Genomic DNA, 18,240 nt, shown 5'->3' on the forward strand with positions numbered 1-18,240 from the left:
GCATAAAACAAATACAATGCATACCAACAAAATCATTTTGCTTTTCGCAGCACTGCTTTCTTTATCTTTGACAACTCAGGTTAAAGCTCAGGGTTGCTACGAATTGGTTTGGAACGATGAATTTAATTACACTGGATTGCCAGACTCTACTGTCTGGACATTTGAAGAAGGTGGCACCGGATGGGGAAATAACGAATTACAGTATTATACTTCAAACCGCCCTGAAAATGCGCGTGTTGAAAATGGCCACCTTACAATCGAAGCCAGAGAAGAAAACTACGGTGGACGAAACTATACATCTGCCAGACTCATCACCTACCCGACCAATCATTCATGGCAATATGGTAAAATTGAAGCAAGAATAAAACTACCCTACGGTCAGGGTATATGGCCGGCATTCTGGATGCTTGGCGATGGTATTTTTGAAGGCACCCCGTGGCCTGCATGTGGCGAAATAGACATCATGGAAATGGTTGGCGGCGGAGAAGGAAAAGACGATGTAGTGCACGGCACAATGCACTATGATGACAACGGACATGCGTACTATGGTGGAGAATACCAATTGGCAGAAGGCATTTTTGCCGACTCCTTTCATACTTTCGCCATTGAATGGACAGATACGTACTTAAAATGGTTTGTCGACGGCATTCAATATCATGAAGCCAGCATTACACCAAGCTACCTTACCGAATTACACGACAATTTCTTTCTTTTACTAAATATTGCAGTTGGCGGCGACTGGCCCGGTAGTCCAAATTCATCAACCGTTTTCCCGCAGCAAATGCAAGTAGATTATGTACGTGTTTACAAAATGGCAACTGAACCAGAAATCTCTGGTGACACCATAGTAAATAAAGCACAAAAAAACATCAAATTCCAGACTGCTGAATCAGAAGATTTCACTTACAACTGGACCGTTCCCGATGATGCAACAATTACAGATGGGCAGGGAACACATCAAATTTCAGTAGACTGGGGTTGCACTGCCGACACAGTAACCTGCGAAGTTTCTGGTTACTGCGACAGCTATACCCGCAAGTTGGGTGTAGAAACAAAAGATATTGAGCTAAACGGCCCTGCTACCGTAGAGGCTTATGCTACAAATACCACTTATGCAATAAACCCATTAAAATCGACTACCTACACATGGGAAGTGCCGGAAGGAGTTACCTTTACAGGAGTTGCCGATACCAACGCGGTCAGTCTTAACTGGACCGATCAGGGAGGTTTTGTAAAAGTAACTGCCCAAAACACATGCGGTACAGAACAAGATTCCATTTTGGTCGATATAGTTAACCAACTACCCTACCCCGATTCCATTACAAAACATCCGATACCCGGCACAATAGAGGCCACTGATTATGACTATGGTGGTGAAGGTGTCGCTTATCACGACACAGATGACGTTAACGAAGGGCCCGGTCCCAGACAAGATGAGGCTGTGGATACAGAATATAACGATGGCGGAGCAAATATCGGCTGGATTCACCCCGGTGAATGGGTAGAATACTCCGTGAATGTGGACAGTACCGGTTTATATGATGTGGAACTCAGAGTTTCGTCGCAACCCGGTGGCGGACAGATCGAAATACATTTTAACGGAGCAGACAGAACCGGACCAATTGACATACCTGCCACAGGTGGTTGGACATCCTTCACTTCAATCTATTTGAATGATGTGCAGCTTTACGAAACCGATTCCATCATGAGACTAAACTTCATTATTGGCGATTTTAATATCAGCCGATTGATATACGGTATTGCCACCAATGGCATAAGCGAACAGCAGGCAACCATACCGCAAGTTAAACTATATCCGAACCCGGCCAACAATCACATATACCTACACAACCTGAAAGAACCGGTAGATTATTCCATCTACAACATATTAGGTAAAACCGTGCAGCAAGGTCATATGGTGCCAAACAGTGGCATTGACATTAACGAACTGAACAAGGGAACATATTTCTTGCGGCTATCAAACGGAAATGAAAACAAAGCGCTACGATTTATTAAGCAATAAAACAGCGTTGCAGAAAAACTTTTAAAACAATTACCAGTGGCTAGCATAATTACCATGTTAAAAAAGGTCAAAATGTATAAGCATCTCGTAAAAGACCTGTCAGTAAAAAAAGGTTTCATAACCTTGCTTACAGGCATATTCTTAACGTTTACGTTTGGAGGCTGCAATAACGCATTAAATGCTGATTTTAGCACGAACGTCGATTCGGAGAAACCCAATTATGTTGTAATCAAAAACACCTCACAGGGATCCATCGACAGTGCCATTTGGCAGGTAAGAGGACAGAAAATAACAAACAAGGCAACGTTTAAAGCCTACTTTCCTTTTGCAGGGCAGCATAAAATCAGGCTCATTGTAATAAACAATTCAGATAAAGATACACTAATTAGACACATCAACATAACACAAGACGACCCGGAATATGTAACCCAACTTGAGCCTGTTTGGGAAGAAAACTTCAATGGTTCGCAACTTGACACGAGCGCATGGAGTTTTGATACAGGCGATCATGGATGGGGCAATCAGGAATTGCAAAACTACACAAATGGCGATAATGCTACACTCAGAAACGGGAAACTGGTAATCGACATACGTAAAGTCGACAATAAAAAACAACCCGGGTCTTATACCTCATCGCGCATTCATACAAACGGTAAAAAGCAATTTCAATACGGCCGCATCGAAGCAAAAGCCAAGTTGCCGGCCGGCAAAGGCATTTGGGCAGCAATTTGGATGTTGGGTAGCAACATTGATTCGGTTGGATGGCCTGCCTGTGGAGAAATGGACATTATGGAATACGTAGGCTTTGAGCCCAATACAGTTCATTCCACAGTGCATGTACCTGCGGGTTATGCAGGAAATGGCGATGGAAGCAAAATTGAACTGGAAAGTTGCGAAGAAGATTTCCACACCTACGGCATGCTGTGGACTCCCTCGAAGCTGATATTCTACGTGGACTCCCTGGAAAACGTTGTGCACACCTATGCTCCCAGTCCCAAAAACATTGAAAACTGGCCGCTTAATCAACCGGCGTTCCTTATACTCAATGTAGCTGTTGGAGGTACCTGGGGCGGATTAAAAGGAGTTGACAATTCCATATTTCCACAAACCATGGAAATCGATCATGTAAAAGTATTTCAGGCACCAATATTTTAAAGAATCACAGGAAAAATGACACAAGAACAAAGATACACCATAAAGATTTCACTCATTGTAGCCCTGGGCGGCTTTCTAATGGGATTTGATGCGTCTGTAATTTCAGGGGTTATAAAATTTATTGAACCGGAATTTGCACTTTCAAAACTTGAACTGGGTTGGGCCGTTAGCTCACTCACCCTTACTTCTACTCTTGCAATGATGGTTGCTGGCCCATTGAGTACAAAATTTGGTCGTAAACCGGTATTAAAAATCGCAGCCAGCCTCTATGCCATATCTGCACTGGGTTCTGCACTTGCACCCGATTTCATCACTTTGGTAATAGCCCGGATGATAGGTGGGTTTGGCGTTGGCGCATCACTCATTATTGCACCCATGTATATTGCCGAAATCTGCCCTCCGGGAATGAGAGGCCGCATGGTATCTTTTAATCAGCTCAATATCGTTACAGGTATTTCAGTCGCCTTTTTCACAAACTACCTCATACTGCAACTGAGCCAATCAGATAGCGCATGGATACAAACACTTGGTATAGATATACACCAGTGGCGCTGGATGCTGGGCCTTGAAGGTATACCCGCCATCCTGTATTTCGGGCTCCTCTTTGGTGTACCGGAAAGTCCGCGCTGGCTCATCATGAAATCGCGTTCCACACTGGCACTTCAGATACTGAAAAGAGTATCGAGCGAAGCACAGGCACTGAAAGATTTGGCTGCTGTAAAAGAATCCATAAAAAACAGAACAGAAAAAAAACGCGCCAAATTATCAGAACTGTTTAAACCATCGCTGCGCCTTGTCCTTTTTATTGGTATTGTAGTTGCTATATTACAACAAATTACAGGAATCAATTCCGTATTTTTTTACGCACCCATGATTTTCGAACAAACCGGAATTGGTACCGATGCTGCATTTTCGCAAGCCATCCTGGTTGGACTTACAAACCTGGCCTTTACCGTTCTGGCCATAATGTTCATTGACCGTTTTGGACGGAAAGCACTGTTAATATTCGGGTTCTCAGGAATTGCCATTAGCATGTTCCTACTATCATATGGTTTCAGCAACGCCACATATCAGCTCACCCCGCAGGCAGTAGAAACACTTCCCGGACATGTAGATAAAGCCAAAACAGCTGGCATGGTTGGGGTAACCTATTACAGCGATGTTGAATTTAAAGATGCTGTACAGGAAAATTTTGGCGAAATAGAATCGAAAAAAGTAGAAGCCAACCTGATAACGGCAAGTATTAACATGAATGCATGGCTCATTTTACTCAGTATCATAGGTTTTGTGGCTTCATTTGCCATCTCAATTGGTCCGGTTATGTGGGTATTGTTCTCAGAACTATTTCCCAACACCATCAGGGGAGTTGCCATATCATTTACCGGCTTTATTAATTCCTCGGTGAGTTTCCTCGTGCAGTTTGTATTTCCATGGGAGCTGGCCACAATTGGCAATGCCTGGACATTCTTCCTTTATGGCTTATTTGCGGCCCTGGGACTAATTTTCGTGCTCATTGTATTGCCTGAAACCAAAAACAAATCATTGGAAGAACTCGAAGCCATACTCGTAACCAGTAAGGAAAAATAAAAATTAAAATATACACCTATGTCGCGCATTAATCTAATTCCTGTTGCCCTCATGCTGATTTTATTAGGCCTTAGCGCCTGTAACGGAGGGACAAAAAGCAATGACACAAACCCGCAAAAAAACGATATTAATAAAACCGTTTTACTGAAAGCTGAAAACTATCACGAAGCAGAAGGAACAGTGGAAACGCTGGAAAACACTTCCGGTGATGGAAAAATTGTTGTGCTCAAAGAAGCGGGCTGGTTGGCACTCGATGCCGATATTCAGCTCGCCGGACGTTACAAAGTAGAAATTCATGCCACCAGCACCAATTCCGGTGAGCCCACAATCTGGATCGAAGACTACTACGACAACAAAGACAATCGTACGTACAACATTACAGGCAACATTACCCTGAAAAACACAAAAGAGCAATGTATTACTGTGAGCAGAGTGGGTACACCGCTTGATAAAGGAACCCATAAAATCAAACTGCATACCAACGAGCCCCTTAAAATTGACTGGATTAAACTTACGCTCGTAAAAAAATATCGCGAGACACCCAAAAAAATGGTACAGGCAACCACAGGCGATGAATGGACAATTGCCTGGGCCGATGAATTTGATGGTGATGCAGTAGATACTACAAAATGGACCTTTGACATTGGTGACTGGGGTTGGGGAAACTATGAGCTACAGTACTATACCGACAACAGAGAAGAAAATGCCCGCATCAAAGATGGATATCTCATAATTGAAGCCCGCAAAAATGATATGGGCAAAAAATGGACCTCTGCCCGCCTAACCACGCGCGAAAAAGTGAGCTTCCAGTACGGAAAAATTGAGTTCCGCGCTAAAGTACCTGCACACAAAGGAAATTGGGCTGCAGGCTGGACGTTGGGCGACGATTATAAAGATGAACTTTCATGGCCATATTGCGGTGAAATAGACATACTGGAAAGCGTAGGCTTTGAAATGGATAATGAAACCGGCAATGGAATAGCACACGCCTCTGCGCACAGCGGAGCTTATTATTTCAAACTAGGCAACCAGCCAACAGCCACCTTGCCGGTAAAAAACATGAACAATAAGTTTCATACCTATGCGGTAGAATGGACACCCGAATACATCAAAGCATTTGTAGATGACCAACATTATTTCACCTACGATGATAACAGTACCGAATTATCGTGGCCATTTGACAAACCGCACAACATAATCCTCAACCTTGCAATGGGTGGAGGCTGGGGAGGCGCCCAGGGTATGGACGAAAGCATAACTTCACAAAAAATGATCATTGATTATGTCAGGGTTTATGAAAGAAAATAAACAAATCAGATTGAGCACCCGGCTCCTTATGATGCTAACCGTTAGTATGGGATTACTATTCGCCCATTCATGCGCTACGGAATCAAAAGAAGTCATTATTGAGCAAAAGGTTGAGACTTTACTGGCCAAAATGACCCTTGATGAGAAAATAGGGCAAATGACCCAGATAAGGCACTTTGATGAATTTACAGCACAAGACATTATTTCCGGATCGGTAGGATCCATAATACATACTGATGGCCCCACACCGGGGAATACTGCAGAAGAATGGCAGGCGCGCTTCATTGAATTGCAAAAACAAGCTATGGATTCCAGACTTGGAATACCATTACTTTTTGGGGTGGATGCAATTCACGGACAAAACACTTTTGAAGGCGCCACCATTTTTCCGCACAACATAGGCATGGGGGCGACACAGAACCCGGAACTTGTAAAAGAAGCAGCTGCCATTACTGCCATTGAGATGCAAGCCACAGGCTTTAACTGGACTTTTTCGCCCTGTATATCCATACCATACAACGAGAAATGGGGACGCGTATACGAAGCATTTTCCGAAAGCACATCGCTTACGCGTAAATACACCAAAGCTTCTGTAGAAGGGCACCAGGGTAACCTGGCAGATAAAACCACGGTAATGGCCACAGCCAAACACTACGTAGGAGATGGCTCCACTGAATACGGCAAAGAAGGCGGAAACACCTCACTTAGCATTCAGGAAGTGAGCAAACGCCTGCTCCCACCCTATCGTGAAGCAGTAAACGCAGGCATTGGCGCAATTATGGTGGGCTTCAACGACCTCTCCGGCATTTCTATGCATGCTCACAAACCCCTGATTACCGACACACTGAAAAAAAGAATGGGATTCGACGGCATTGTAGTAACCGACTGGAAAGGTTATTCACGCTTTGGTAAAAATGATGTCATCAATGCCGGTGTGGATATGGTAATGGCTGTCGACGGCGACATGAAACCATTTCAGGAAGGATTAAAAGCAGGCGTAGAAAAGGGCGAAGTATCCATGGCGCGTATTGACGATGCTGTGAGAAGAATTCTCAGGCAGAAATTCCGGCTGGGACTCTTTGAACACCCTTTTCCCGACACGACCTTAACCAGCAAAATTGGAATTACAGAACACAGAGATAAAGCGCGCCAGGCCGTTCGCGAGTCCATGGTACTGCTCAAAAACGATGATAAAACACTCCCCATCCCGAAAGATGTCGGAAAAATTGTGGTTGTAGGTGAGCATGCCAATAACACAGGCTTACAATCAGGTGGCTGGACCATTCGCTGGCAAGGTGTGAGCAGAAACTACGATGGCGCTACCACTATCCTTGAAGGTATTAAAGAGATGGCCAATGGAGCGGTTGTATACGACTCCACAGGTACAGGCCAACACACAGACGCCAAATGGGCAGTTGTTGTGGTTGGTGAAAAACCCTATGCCGAATTTTTTGGCGATATAGGTGACGAAAGGGGAACATGTTCGCTGACCCTTACAGAAAAACACAAAAAATATATCAATGCTTATAGTGGGAAGTCAATAAATACGGTAATTATTCTAATCTCCGGCCGACCACTGGTCGTTACCAACGAAATTGCAGAATCAGATGCATTTGTGGCTGCGTGGTTACCCGGCTCAGAAGGCGCAGGCGTGGCCGAAGTGCTTTTTGGAGCCTACAACTTTACCGGTAAGCTACCGCACTCCTGGCCCGTGTCGGTAGATGATTTTAACGGTAAATATGGCCCCAACTTTTGGAATAAAAATGCCAATCCGCTCCATGAGATAGGCTTTGGTTTATCGTACCCTGATTTTCGGTAAGCGAATAATAATCTGAAAACCAAGACAATAAACATGAAAAACCATACATATTTAAACCACACACCAATAAATGATGAGACTACTGCGCCGCAAGGGCAGTATATAATGCTGAATGATGAAAAATTCTATAAAATAAGTAACTACGATCAAATCCAACCATTTTTTATCAGTATGGTGAGCCATACCGATCATTGGTTTTTCATTTCATCAAACGGGGGGTTATCTGCCGGTAGAAAAAGCGCAGATCTTGCGCTTTTTCCTTATTACACAGACGACAAGATAACAAACAACGCCGAAACCACTGGCAGTAAAACCATTATAAGAATTCATAAAGACAATGAAATATTGCTTTGGGAACCATTCTCCAGTCGATACGAGGGCATTTATCCGGTTACCCGCAACATATATAAAAACTTTACAGGCAATAAAATTATATTTGAAGAAACCAATGAAGCCTTATCACTTACATTTTTATATACCTGGCAGGTTTCAGACAAATTTGGATTCATAAAAACCTCTGAAATACAGAACCTTAATCCCAAACAAGTAACAATAGAAATACTTGATGGCATACAGAATGTTTTGCCATATGGTATTGGAGCAAATTTACAAAACAACACCAGTAACCTGGCCAATGCATATAAACGAAATGAATTGGTCAACATGGTAAAATTGGGCATTTATTCGCTCAGCGCAATGATTATTGACAAAGCAGAACCCAGCGAAGCACTTAAAGCCACAAGCGTTTGGAGTACAGGACTTAAAGCAAACAACATCCTCCTTTCATCGCTCCAGCTCGATGACTTCAGAAAAGGTCGTAAGCTTAAGAAAGAAACAGATTTGAGAGCAGAACCGGGCGCCTATTTTCTAAACAGCCGAATAACCCTTAACAGCCAGGATTATCAGCAATGGCACATTGTAGCCGATGTGGAACAGGATCATTCTAAAATATATGCCCTTATAGAGCAACTAAAGCTTGATACAAAAAAACTGGAATCGCTGTTAATCGAAGACATAGAAGAGGGCACTACTATGCTGCAAAAATTAGTGGGCACTGCGGATGGACTACAACAAACAGCCGATGAATTAAGTGTAGGCAGGCACTTTTCAAATGTACTCTTCAATATCATGCGCGGCGGAGTGTTCGAGGATCAATACAACATTGAAAAACAAGATCTGATAAACTTTGTCGAAACATTTAATCGAAATATAGCAGACAAATACAACGATTTCTTTAATCAATTGAGTGATACCTTCACCTTTTTTGAATTAATTGATAAAACAATAAAGACAGGCAACAGCGACCTTATTCGCCTAAGCTATGAATATCTCCCATTAACCTTTAGCCGCAGGCATGGCGATCCGAGCCGGCCATGGAACAAATTTTCAATTCCGGGTAAAAACGATGACGGCTCTTACATTAAGAGTTATGAAGGCAATTGGCGCGACATTTTCCAAAATTGGGAAGCCCTTGGTTATTCATTTCCCGGCTATATTCTTTCCATGATCACAAAATTTGTTAACGCCTCAACTATAGATGGTTACAATCCTTATCGCATTACACGAAATGGCATAGACTGGGAAGTAATAAACCCGGAAGACCCGTGGTCGTTTATAGGATATTGGGGCGACCATCAGATTATTTATCTTTTGAAGTTGATGGAACTGGCCAATAAGTTCCAAAAAAATGATTTCCGGCACTTCCTATCTGCTCAATGGTTCGTATACGCCAATGTACCCTACCGTATAAAAAAATATAAAGATATAGTAGCAAACCCGCAAAGCACCATCGAATTTGAGCAAGATAAAGAACAACAAATACTAAACAGACATGAACAAATTGGCGCAGATGGAAAACTGGTATTTAATCAGCAAGACCATTTAACCAAAGCCAACCTTACAGAAAAAATACTGGTTCCATTCCTCAACAAATTATCAAACTTTATTCCTGAAGCCGGCATTTGGCTAAACACACAACGCCCCGAATGGAACGATGCCAATAATGCACTGGTAGGTAATGGTGTATCAATGGTAACACTTTACTACATGCGCCGCTATGTAACATTTTGCATGAATATTTTCAGCCGCGACAGTAAAAACAGCTTTGATGTTAACAAACCGGTTATTGCTTTTATGGAAAGTATAATGACTGTACTTGAGAAGCATGAACCCAAACTTAGCTCAAATATCAATGACAAAAACCGCAGAAACATCACAGATGAACTGGGCTATGTGGGTGAGAAATACCGGGAGGAAGCATATTTAGGATTCAATAGAGGCACAAAATCTTTGTCTGAAGCGCAAATTCATAAATTTCTCGAAAAGGCATTGAAGTATATTGACCATTCCATCAATGCAAATAAACGAAAAGATGGACTATATCATGCCTATAATTTGATAGAATTTGGACAACAGACAGTAAGCACCAGGCCCCTGTATGAAATGCTCGAAGGACAGGTTGCTGTGTTATCATCGGGCATGCTCAAGCCAGAAGAAGCCTTATCTGTATTGGATGCCTTAAAAAACAGCAAGATGTACCGCCCCGATCAGTACAGCTACATTTTATACCCGGACAGGGACTTACCGCGCTTCTTGTCAAAAAATCTGATTCCCGCAAAATTTATCGGAAAATCCAGGCTGGCCAAAGCAATGCTGAAAGCCGGAGATCATTCTGTAATAAAAAAAGACATCAACGGAAATTTCCATTTTAACGGCAACTTCCACAATGCCGATGACCTGAAAAAGGCTTTTGAAGGTTTGACAGGTACAGCATTTGCCGAAATGGCTAAAAAGGAATACAACGATTATCTCGACATTTTCGAACAAATATTCAACCACAAAGCATTTACGGGTCGCTCAGGAACCTTTTTTGGTTACGAAGGCCTGGGCAGCATTTATTGGCACATGGTCTCTAAACTATTACTCGCCGTGCAGGAAAACATTGTTTGGGCCAAAGAAGCAAAAACAGAGGAATCCATTGTAGGTAAGTTTATCGACCATTACTACGAAATAAGAGCCGGAATAGGCATCAACAAGTCACCGGATCTATACGGAGCCTTCCCGACCGATCCCTATTCGCATACGCCCGGACACAAAGGCGCTCAGCAACCCGGCATGACCGGACAGGTAAAAGAAGATATCATTAATCGATGGGCAGAACTGGGTTTAAAAGTTAGCGAAGGCTGCCTAACGTTTGATGCAGAATTTCTGAATCCGGCTGAATTTTTCCAGACTCCGGCAGATTTTAAATATTTCGATTTAGATGGTGAGCCCCAAGAATTATTGATTAAGCAAAATGAATTGTGCTTCACATTTTGCCAGGTACCCATTATTTACAGCAAAGCACAATCAGAAAATATTACAGTGACTTATCAAAACAATAAGAAGGAAACCTTTGATGGCAAAAGTTTAAACGCCAAAATATCTGACGTGCTGTTTAAAAGGACCAATCAAATTAAAAAAATAGAAGTCAACCAAAACTTCTAGGTGTGTTTGTTAGACCATTGGCCACAATTACAATAAAGTATTAAGTTTTTGATCGACCTTCCGTGGCCAATGGTTTTACAACAAAAGAGTTAATAGAACCAAAAAGCATCCAAAATCTTTCTTTCAGGTAGTTGTAATCCATGATTTGATCTCATTTTACACCTGTGTTTTAAATGGAATTGCTTATTTTTACCTTATTGAAGTAAAAAATACGCTAGCATGCTGGAGAAAGTCCTCAAATATGCTTTACTACTCATAATATTACAGTGCACGATTTTCAGCCACAGTAGCCCAAAAATTATTGGTATACCGCATGTAAAAAACTACAATACAACAAAGATACATGCAGGAGCCCAAACCTGGATGATTGACATTGGATCGAACGGGATGGCCTATTTTGCCAATAATAATGGCGTGCTTGAGTTTGATGGAATTAACTGGCGCAATTACCCCCTTCCGGGAGGTATCATAGTGCGCTGCATAAAAGCAACAGACGACCATTTATATGCAGGAGGATTCAACGAGATAGGCTACCTTACACCCAATAAAAAAGGCAAGCTAAAGTATCATTCCCTCATTCAGAAACTCCCGGAAAATGCCAGAGACTTCGGTGAAGTTTGGCGCATTTATAATTTACCCGTTGGAATTGTGTTCCAATCGTACGAACAGATAATGATTTACAACAATGGAAGTTTTACAATTATTGATGCACCGGATCTTTTTCACTTCTCCTTTCTGATTAAGGGAGAATTATACATTAACGACCAGTCGCAGGGGCTGTATCGGTTAGCCAACGACCAACTGGTGAAAGTGCCGGGTGTTAGTAGCCTGGCAGGCGAGCTCATCTGGGCCATGCTACCCAAAGGAGACAAAATTCTGATTGCCACAGATGATGACGGAATATTTGAATTCGACGGACTAACACTCACCGAATGGCAAAATCCGGCTGCAAAATTCCTTAAAAAAAACCAGGTATACACAGGTCTCAGCATCGATGCCGAAACATATGCTTTTGGAACCATTCAGGATGGCTTAATGATATGCGACACTGCGGGAAACCTCCTCCAGCACATCAATATGGACAGGGGGCTTCAAAACAACACGGTTTTAAGTCTAAAGCTGGATCAGTATAAAAACCTTTGGCTCGGACTTGATAATGGTATCGATTATGTAGAAATAAATTCTCCCCTCACCTATTTCTCAGAATTTAATGGCTTAAGCACCGGATATGCAGCCATCCTGCACAACAATAACCTTTATTTAGGCACCAACCGGGGTGTGTTTTATCACGACTGGCAAAAATTAATCAATGGCGGAAGCAGCCAGGCATTTGAGCTCGTACCCGGCACCCAGGGACAGGTGTGGAACTTCAGTGTTTTCGACGGCACACTTTTTTGCGGTCATAATTCAGGTGTTTTCACCATCGATGGAACAGAAGCGAACCTTATTTCCGACATTCAGGGCGGCTGGACATTCCTTCAGCCCAATGACAAAAAGGACATCGTGCTCTGCGGTACATATACAGGCATTTCAAAATTCAAAAAAGAAAACGGCCAGTGGGTTGCCAAAGGCAAACTTGCTGGGTTTAAAGAATCAACAAGATATCTGGTAAAGGGAACCAACAATAGTTTTTGGATGGCACATGGCTATAAAGGAATTTACAATATCAAAACAAATCAAAATTATGATAGTGTACTGCATCATAAACTTTACAATAGCGATGATGGTTTTCCGGTAGATAAAAACCTCAATGTGTGCGAACTATTCAATGAACCTGCATTCACTACCGGGCAGGGTTTTTACAAATACGATTCTGCCACGGACAGTTTCGTACCTGATAAAACGCTTAATAAAAAATTTCCAAAAAGAGATATCAGATTAGTGCAGAGCGATGATGCCGGAAACGTCTGGTACTTCACAATAGATGATGCCGGCGTTTACCGGTTACAAGAAGATGGAAGTTATGTAGATGTAGCACTCCCTTTTGAGGAACTCAACAGACGTTTTATAAAGTGGTTTCAGTTTGTTTATCCCATCAATGAAAATCACGTTATTTTTGGGCTTCAGGATGGATTTGCCTATTACACACCACAATATCCTAAAAATTACCAATACGAGTTTAATGCCTACATTCGCAAGGCAACACTAACCAAAACAGATTCAGTGCTTTACATGGGACAAGCAAAAGACACTGATTTTTTTGTGGGCATCCCGCATCGGTTCAACCAGCTTAAGTTTGAATTAGCCGCCAACGACTTCGAAAATCCCAAAAAAACGTTATTCAGCACCAAATTAGAAGATTTTGATGAAGACTGGTCTCCATGGCAGAGTAATCCGGTTCGCGAATTTACGAATTTAGCACACGGAGAATATACCTTCAAAGTCAGAGCTAAAAACATCTTTGGAACCATCAGCAAAACAGCTTCAATGGGTTTCGAAATCTACGCGCCCTGGTACCTGAGCTGGTGGGGATACATGTTATACGCCGCTATCGTTGGTATATTTGTATTTTCTATGGTAAAATATGTAAGGTACCGTACCGAAAAAACCAAACGTGAAGAGGAAGAACAACAAAAACGCCGTTTCAAAGAACGGGAAAAGGAACTACAAAACAACGCACTCAGGGCTGAAAAGGAAGTTATCCGAATACGGAACGAAAAGCTCAGAACAGAAATGAAACAAAAAGATAAAGAGCTGGCCAATAGCACCATGGAAATGATCCATAAAGGAAAGCTCTTAACAAAAATAAAAAAAGACCTGAACCGGCTCTCTGCAGAGTTTAACGATGACCTGATCAACAACCACATAAATCGTATTGTTCGCAAGGTTGACCGGGAGTTAGATACTGAGCAACAATGGGAAGTATTCGAAAAACACTTTGAAAATGTACACGAAGAGTTTCTTAAACGACTAAAAGCTGCCTACCCGGACCTGACGCCGAGAGAAATGAAACTATGTGCGTATCTGAGGCTTAACATTTCAAGCAAAGAAATAGCTGCGCTTATGAATATCAGTACACGCGGTGTAGAAATTAGCCGTTACAGACTCCGCAAAAAGCTGCAACTCTCCCACGACACCAATCTTACCGATTTCATCATATCCTTTTAAAATTACAATTGCCACATTCAAAAAAACCTCCGCAGAAATTTCAAAGGCAGATACTCCTACGTAGAAAAGCGTATTTTTAAACTCACAATCAATTTATTATATCAAAATTAAAAGCAGTAATTATAAAAATGTAATTTTACCATAAATTTGATATAACTATGGTAATCAAGTTAGCGCTGATCTTATCTGTGGTTTTACAATTTGCCACGGCAATTGTAGCCTTAAGCCTGGTAAAACGTACCCGAACCAATATTGCCTGGTGGCTTATTTCTTTTGGGTTTTTGTTAATGGCTTTTCGGAGGCTTTTTGAACTTTACCAGGTTTACGATAATGAAAACTTTTTTATTAACGACCTTACCAATAGCTGGATTGGAGTAGGTATTTCGATATTTATGCTGTTGAGCTTAAGTTTTATACGCAGAATTTTCAATATTCAGAAACGGTTCGACGAACTTAAAAAAGCCAATGAAGCCAGAGTTTTTTCAGCCATTGTAAAGACCGAAGAAAAACAGAAACAACAATTTTCCAAAGAACTGCACGATGGACTTGGCCCCTTGCTGGCGTCGGTTAAAATGTCTATTTCGGCCCTGAACCGTGGTGGCAGCGGTGACTTTAACCCGCAAATACTCAAAAATACAGAACGCCAAATCGACGAGTCTATACGTACCATAAAAGAGATATCCAACAACCTGAGCCCACACGTATTAAATAATTTCGGGCTTCAGAAAGCCGTGAAGTCGTTTATCGGGAATTTAAGATATGTAGATAAACCAAAAATTTCTTTCAATCACAATATACAAGACCAACGATTCCCTTATAATATTGAAACAGTAGCGTATCGCGTAATTTGCGAACTATTTTACAATACACTGCAACACGCTGAAGCGCAAAATATTTATTTAGACATATTTTATGATGAACCCGCGCTCAATATCAAGTACATGGACGATGGAAAGGGTTTTGAGATTACAGAAGAACCGCCTGAAGTCTTTGGAATGGGGCTAACCAATATTCAATCACGAATTAAATCGGTCAATGGGAGCATACAGCTATATTCTGCGCCGGAGCAGGGTTTTAATTTAAATATCGTAATCAACACAAAATAATTATGGATAAATTGTCAATTGTATTGGTTGATGACCATAAACTGTTTCGCGAAGGCCTAAAAAGCCTGATGGAGAATTTTGAGTATGTCGACCAAATACAAGAAGCATCAAATGGCCACGAATTTCTTCAACTGCTCGAAGCCGGCAAACCCGATATTGTATTTATGGATATTGAAATGCCGGAAATGGACGGCATTACGGCCACACGCAAAGCACTTGAGATCAATCAACAATTAAATGTAGTTGCATTGTCGATGTACGGCAATGAGAATTATTATACACAGATGATCAGTGCCGGTGCCAAAGGGTTTATACTCAAAAATTCAGGCATTCAGGATGTGGAAAATGCCATACAAAACGTAATGTCGGGCAATAATTATTTTTCGCACGAAATTTTTCAACGTTTGATTCACGGGCTGGGCAGAAAACAGCAAAAGAGTACAAACCCGGAATTATCATCTCGCGAAGAGGAAATTGTTTTTCTAATCTGCAAAGGACTCTCAAACCAGGAAATAGCCGACAAACTGTATCTCAGCAAACGCACAGTCGATAAGCATCGCGAAAATATTTTAAGTAAAACCCAATCGAAAAACACGGCCGGCATTGTGATGTATGCCGTTAAAAATGGGATTGTAGAGGTGTAGAACAACGGTAAATTGTTTTTTTCAATAACTAAAGATTCGCACTCGATAGCAGCGTGGGCTACAATGATTTATATAAAACAACTTTGTTTTACAATGTGGAAGGCTACAAATTTTCCGACTTTCTCAGAATCGGTTTAATGATGAATATACTGGCCGGTATTGTTACGTTTTTTATGATTTGGTACTGTTATTTATAGCGCATATCCCTCAAAGCTCAAAATGTACAACTAATTCTAATCCTGTCGTATTAGCAATTTTTTATTTAGGCTTTTTCGAAAAGTACATTTTTTCAAAGGTTATTTTTCAAAAAATTACACTTTTTTCAAGGAGTTTTTGGTGAATAATTACACTTTTTCTAGGAATTTCTTGGCCAAAATTGTCGCTAACCAAATGGTTGTCTTCCGCCTATTTGCCCGGTCATTCATGGCCGGGCAAGTGAGCCTCAAAAATTCGGGGCTTTAGCCCCTTGCATTTGAGTAGCCGTTCAAAAAATGAGCGGCTTTTTTTAATGAGAACTAGCGAGGGTTTCGCTCCAAGCGAAGCCCTCGCTTCAGAGCCATAATAACTTCGTTATTCTTGTTTTTGAATCAGTCATTCACTGCATAGGAATCAAATACGACTTTATACGTACGTAGTGTATTAATACGTATTATCAATTTACGCTTTAAAGCTGTTTCACAGATTATTGCACTCACCTACATTTGCATCAGAACCTTGAAAAACTGATGTACAATGAATTTGATAAAAACTTTTGCGATTGTTGCAGGAATTAGCATTTTTTCTTCTCAACTATCCCATGCGCAGCTACAGATTGACGCACAATACCGGCCACGTTTCGAGTTACGCGACGGCTACCGAAAACTGGCCAACCCGGAAAGTACGCCATCGGCGGTAATGTCGCAGCGTACACGATTGTCATTAACCTACAAAACAGACAACCTGAAACTGGTATTTTCGCCGCAAGACGTTCGGGTGTGGGGCGACGAAAACCTCAGCAGCTCCACCGGCGTGTATGGCGACGATGCCTCACTGACGCTTTTCGAAGGCTATGCAGCCATTAAAATGGGCAATGCCGGATGGCTCTCTGTAGGTCGCCAACAGTTGGTTTACGACCATCAACGGCTTTTAGCAGCCCGCAACTGGAACCAAAACGGGTTGGCTTACGATGCCGTGGTTTATAAAAAAGAATGGAGCGGCTGGAAAGTGCATGCCGGTGCCTCGTGGAACAACACCACAGCCCTTACTTCGGACAATTATTATGTGCCCGACCGTATTAAAACATTGAATTTTGCATGGCTACAGCATCAATTTTCTGAAGCTTTCAGCCTGTCGCTATTGCACATCGCAAGCGGTAAAAACCAAACCGATTCTACCAATCGTATCAACTTTAGGCAAACATCCGGACTATACGGCAAGTTTGCGAATGACTGGATTCAGGGCCGATCAAACTTTTATTATCAATATGGCAAAAACAACCAAAACCAGAACATCAATGCGTGGTTGTTCGATGTGGATGTGGCGTTCAAGGCCGGTGCAATAAGTCCGGGAATCGGGTTGAGCTACCTTTCGGGTGATGGAAATCTTAGCAACAATCAGGACAATCTGTTCGATGTGTTGTATGGCGCGCGTCACCGTTTTGGCGGGCACATGGATTATTTCCGAAATCATGCCAGTCACGCCAAAAACGGCGGTTTGGTCGATGGCTACGCCTACATCAACTTTAAAGTAAATGATAGAGTAAAAATAACGAATACCGGACATTACTTCTGGTTAGCCGAGACCAATAGTGCTACTCCCGAGAAGAAAGACCTGGGTTACGAAAACGAGTTGGCCTGTCAGTATAAATTCAATGATTGGGGAAGCCTGAAAACCGGTTACCTGTTCTTTTTGCCCACCGATAATATGCGCCAATTACAGGGAGTTGCAGATGCCAACGATTATCAGCAATTTCTATTCGTCGAACTCACAATCAAACCAACACTATTTTCAAACAAACAATAAACT

The 18,240-nt window shown here is 41.9% G+C and carries 10 protein-coding genes; all 10 read left to right on the forward strand.

The features are described 5' to 3' along the window. Positions 1–16: 16 nt before the first annotated feature. The 10 genes from ACTB0Y_RS15525 to ACTB0Y_RS15570 all read left to right on the forward strand — a co-directional run bounded on the left by ACTB0Y_RS15525 (position 17) and on the right by ACTB0Y_RS15570 (position 18,237). Positions 17–2,023, forward strand: a complete 2,007-nt coding sequence (locus ACTB0Y_RS15525; RefSeq protein WP_463207749.1) for a family 16 glycosylhydrolase — start codon at positions 17–19, stop codon at positions 2,021–2,023. A 72-nt stretch (positions 2,024–2,095) separates the two neighbouring features. After that, entirely contained in the window at positions 2,096–3,178 is a 1,083-nt protein-coding gene (locus ACTB0Y_RS15530; RefSeq protein WP_463207750.1) for a glycoside hydrolase family 16 protein, read from the forward strand. A gap of 15 nt (positions 3,179–3,193) precedes the next feature. Further along, complete coding sequence (locus ACTB0Y_RS15535) at positions 3,194–4,765, forward strand: sugar porter family MFS transporter (RefSeq protein WP_463207751.1); 1,572 nt, start codon at positions 3,194–3,196, stop codon at positions 4,763–4,765. Between the two features lie 18 nt (positions 4,766–4,783). Beyond that, on the forward strand, positions 4,784–6,073 hold the full coding sequence (locus ACTB0Y_RS15540; protein ID WP_463207752.1) for a family 16 glycosylhydrolase: 1,290 nt from the start codon (positions 4,784–4,786) through the stop codon (positions 6,071–6,073). Further along, positions 6,048–7,892, forward strand: coding sequence for a glycoside hydrolase family 3 protein (locus tag ACTB0Y_RS15545; protein ID WP_463207753.1), 1,845 nt, complete (start codon positions 6,048–6,050; stop codon positions 7,890–7,892). Before ACTB0Y_RS15540 ends, ACTB0Y_RS15545 begins: the two co-directional genes overlap by 26 nt. A gap of 33 nt (positions 7,893–7,925) precedes the next feature. Next, positions 7,926–11,378 carry a hypothetical protein gene (locus ACTB0Y_RS15550; RefSeq protein WP_463207754.1) on the forward strand — a complete coding sequence of 1,151 codons (3,453 nt, stop codon included), beginning with the start codon at positions 7,926–7,928 and terminating at the stop codon, positions 11,376–11,378. Positions 11,379–11,597: 219 nt separating this feature from the next. Next, positions 11,598–14,486, forward strand: coding sequence for a helix-turn-helix and ligand-binding sensor domain-containing protein (locus ACTB0Y_RS15555; RefSeq protein ID WP_463207755.1), 2,889 nt, complete (start codon positions 11,598–11,600; stop codon positions 14,484–14,486). A 158-nt stretch (positions 14,487–14,644) separates the two neighbouring features. Next, entirely contained in the window at positions 14,645–15,592 is a 948-nt protein-coding gene (locus tag ACTB0Y_RS15560; protein ID WP_463207756.1) for a sensor histidine kinase, read from the forward strand. Positions 15,593–15,594: 2 nt separating this feature from the next. Continuing rightward, positions 15,595–16,236 (forward strand): response regulator transcription factor, encoded by a 642-nt coding sequence (locus ACTB0Y_RS15565; RefSeq protein ID WP_463207757.1) that lies wholly within the window; start codon positions 15,595–15,597, stop codon positions 16,234–16,236. A gap of 732 nt (positions 16,237–16,968) precedes the next feature. Further along, complete coding sequence (locus ACTB0Y_RS15570) at positions 16,969–18,237, forward strand: alginate export family protein (protein WP_463207758.1); 1,269 nt, start codon at positions 16,969–16,971, stop codon at positions 18,235–18,237. Positions 18,238–18,240: the final 3 nt, after the last annotated feature.

The sequence above is a fragment of the Salinivirga sp. genome, assembly GCF_055145285.1.

Coding starts and splice junctions, on each gene's coding strand:
- ACTB0Y_RS15545 (WP_463207753.1), top strand. CDS start 6,048: ATGTCAGGGTTTATGAAAGAAAATAAACAAATCAGATTGAGCACCCGG.
- ACTB0Y_RS15560 (WP_463207756.1), top strand. CDS start 14,645: ATGGTAATCAAGTTAGCGCTGATCTTATCTGTGGTTTTACAATTTGCC.
- ACTB0Y_RS15565 (WP_463207757.1), top strand. CDS start 15,595: ATGGATAAATTGTCAATTGTATTGGTTGATGACCATAAACTGTTTCGC.
- ACTB0Y_RS15570 (WP_463207758.1), top strand. CDS start 16,969: ATGAATTTGATAAAAACTTTTGCGATTGTTGCAGGAATTAGCATTTTT.
- ACTB0Y_RS15550 (WP_463207754.1), top strand. CDS start 7,926: ATGAAAAACCATACATATTTAAACCACACACCAATAAATGATGAGACT.
- ACTB0Y_RS15555 (WP_463207755.1), top strand. CDS start 11,598: ATGCTGGAGAAAGTCCTCAAATATGCTTTACTACTCATAATATTACAG.
- ACTB0Y_RS15540 (WP_463207752.1), top strand. CDS start 4,784: ATGTCGCGCATTAATCTAATTCCTGTTGCCCTCATGCTGATTTTATTA.
- ACTB0Y_RS15530 (WP_463207750.1), top strand. CDS start 2,096: ATGTATAAGCATCTCGTAAAAGACCTGTCAGTAAAAAAAGGTTTCATA.
- ACTB0Y_RS15525 (WP_463207749.1), top strand. CDS start 17: ATGCATACCAACAAAATCATTTTGCTTTTCGCAGCACTGCTTTCTTTA.
- ACTB0Y_RS15535 (WP_463207751.1), top strand. CDS start 3,194: ATGACACAAGAACAAAGATACACCATAAAGATTTCACTCATTGTAGCC.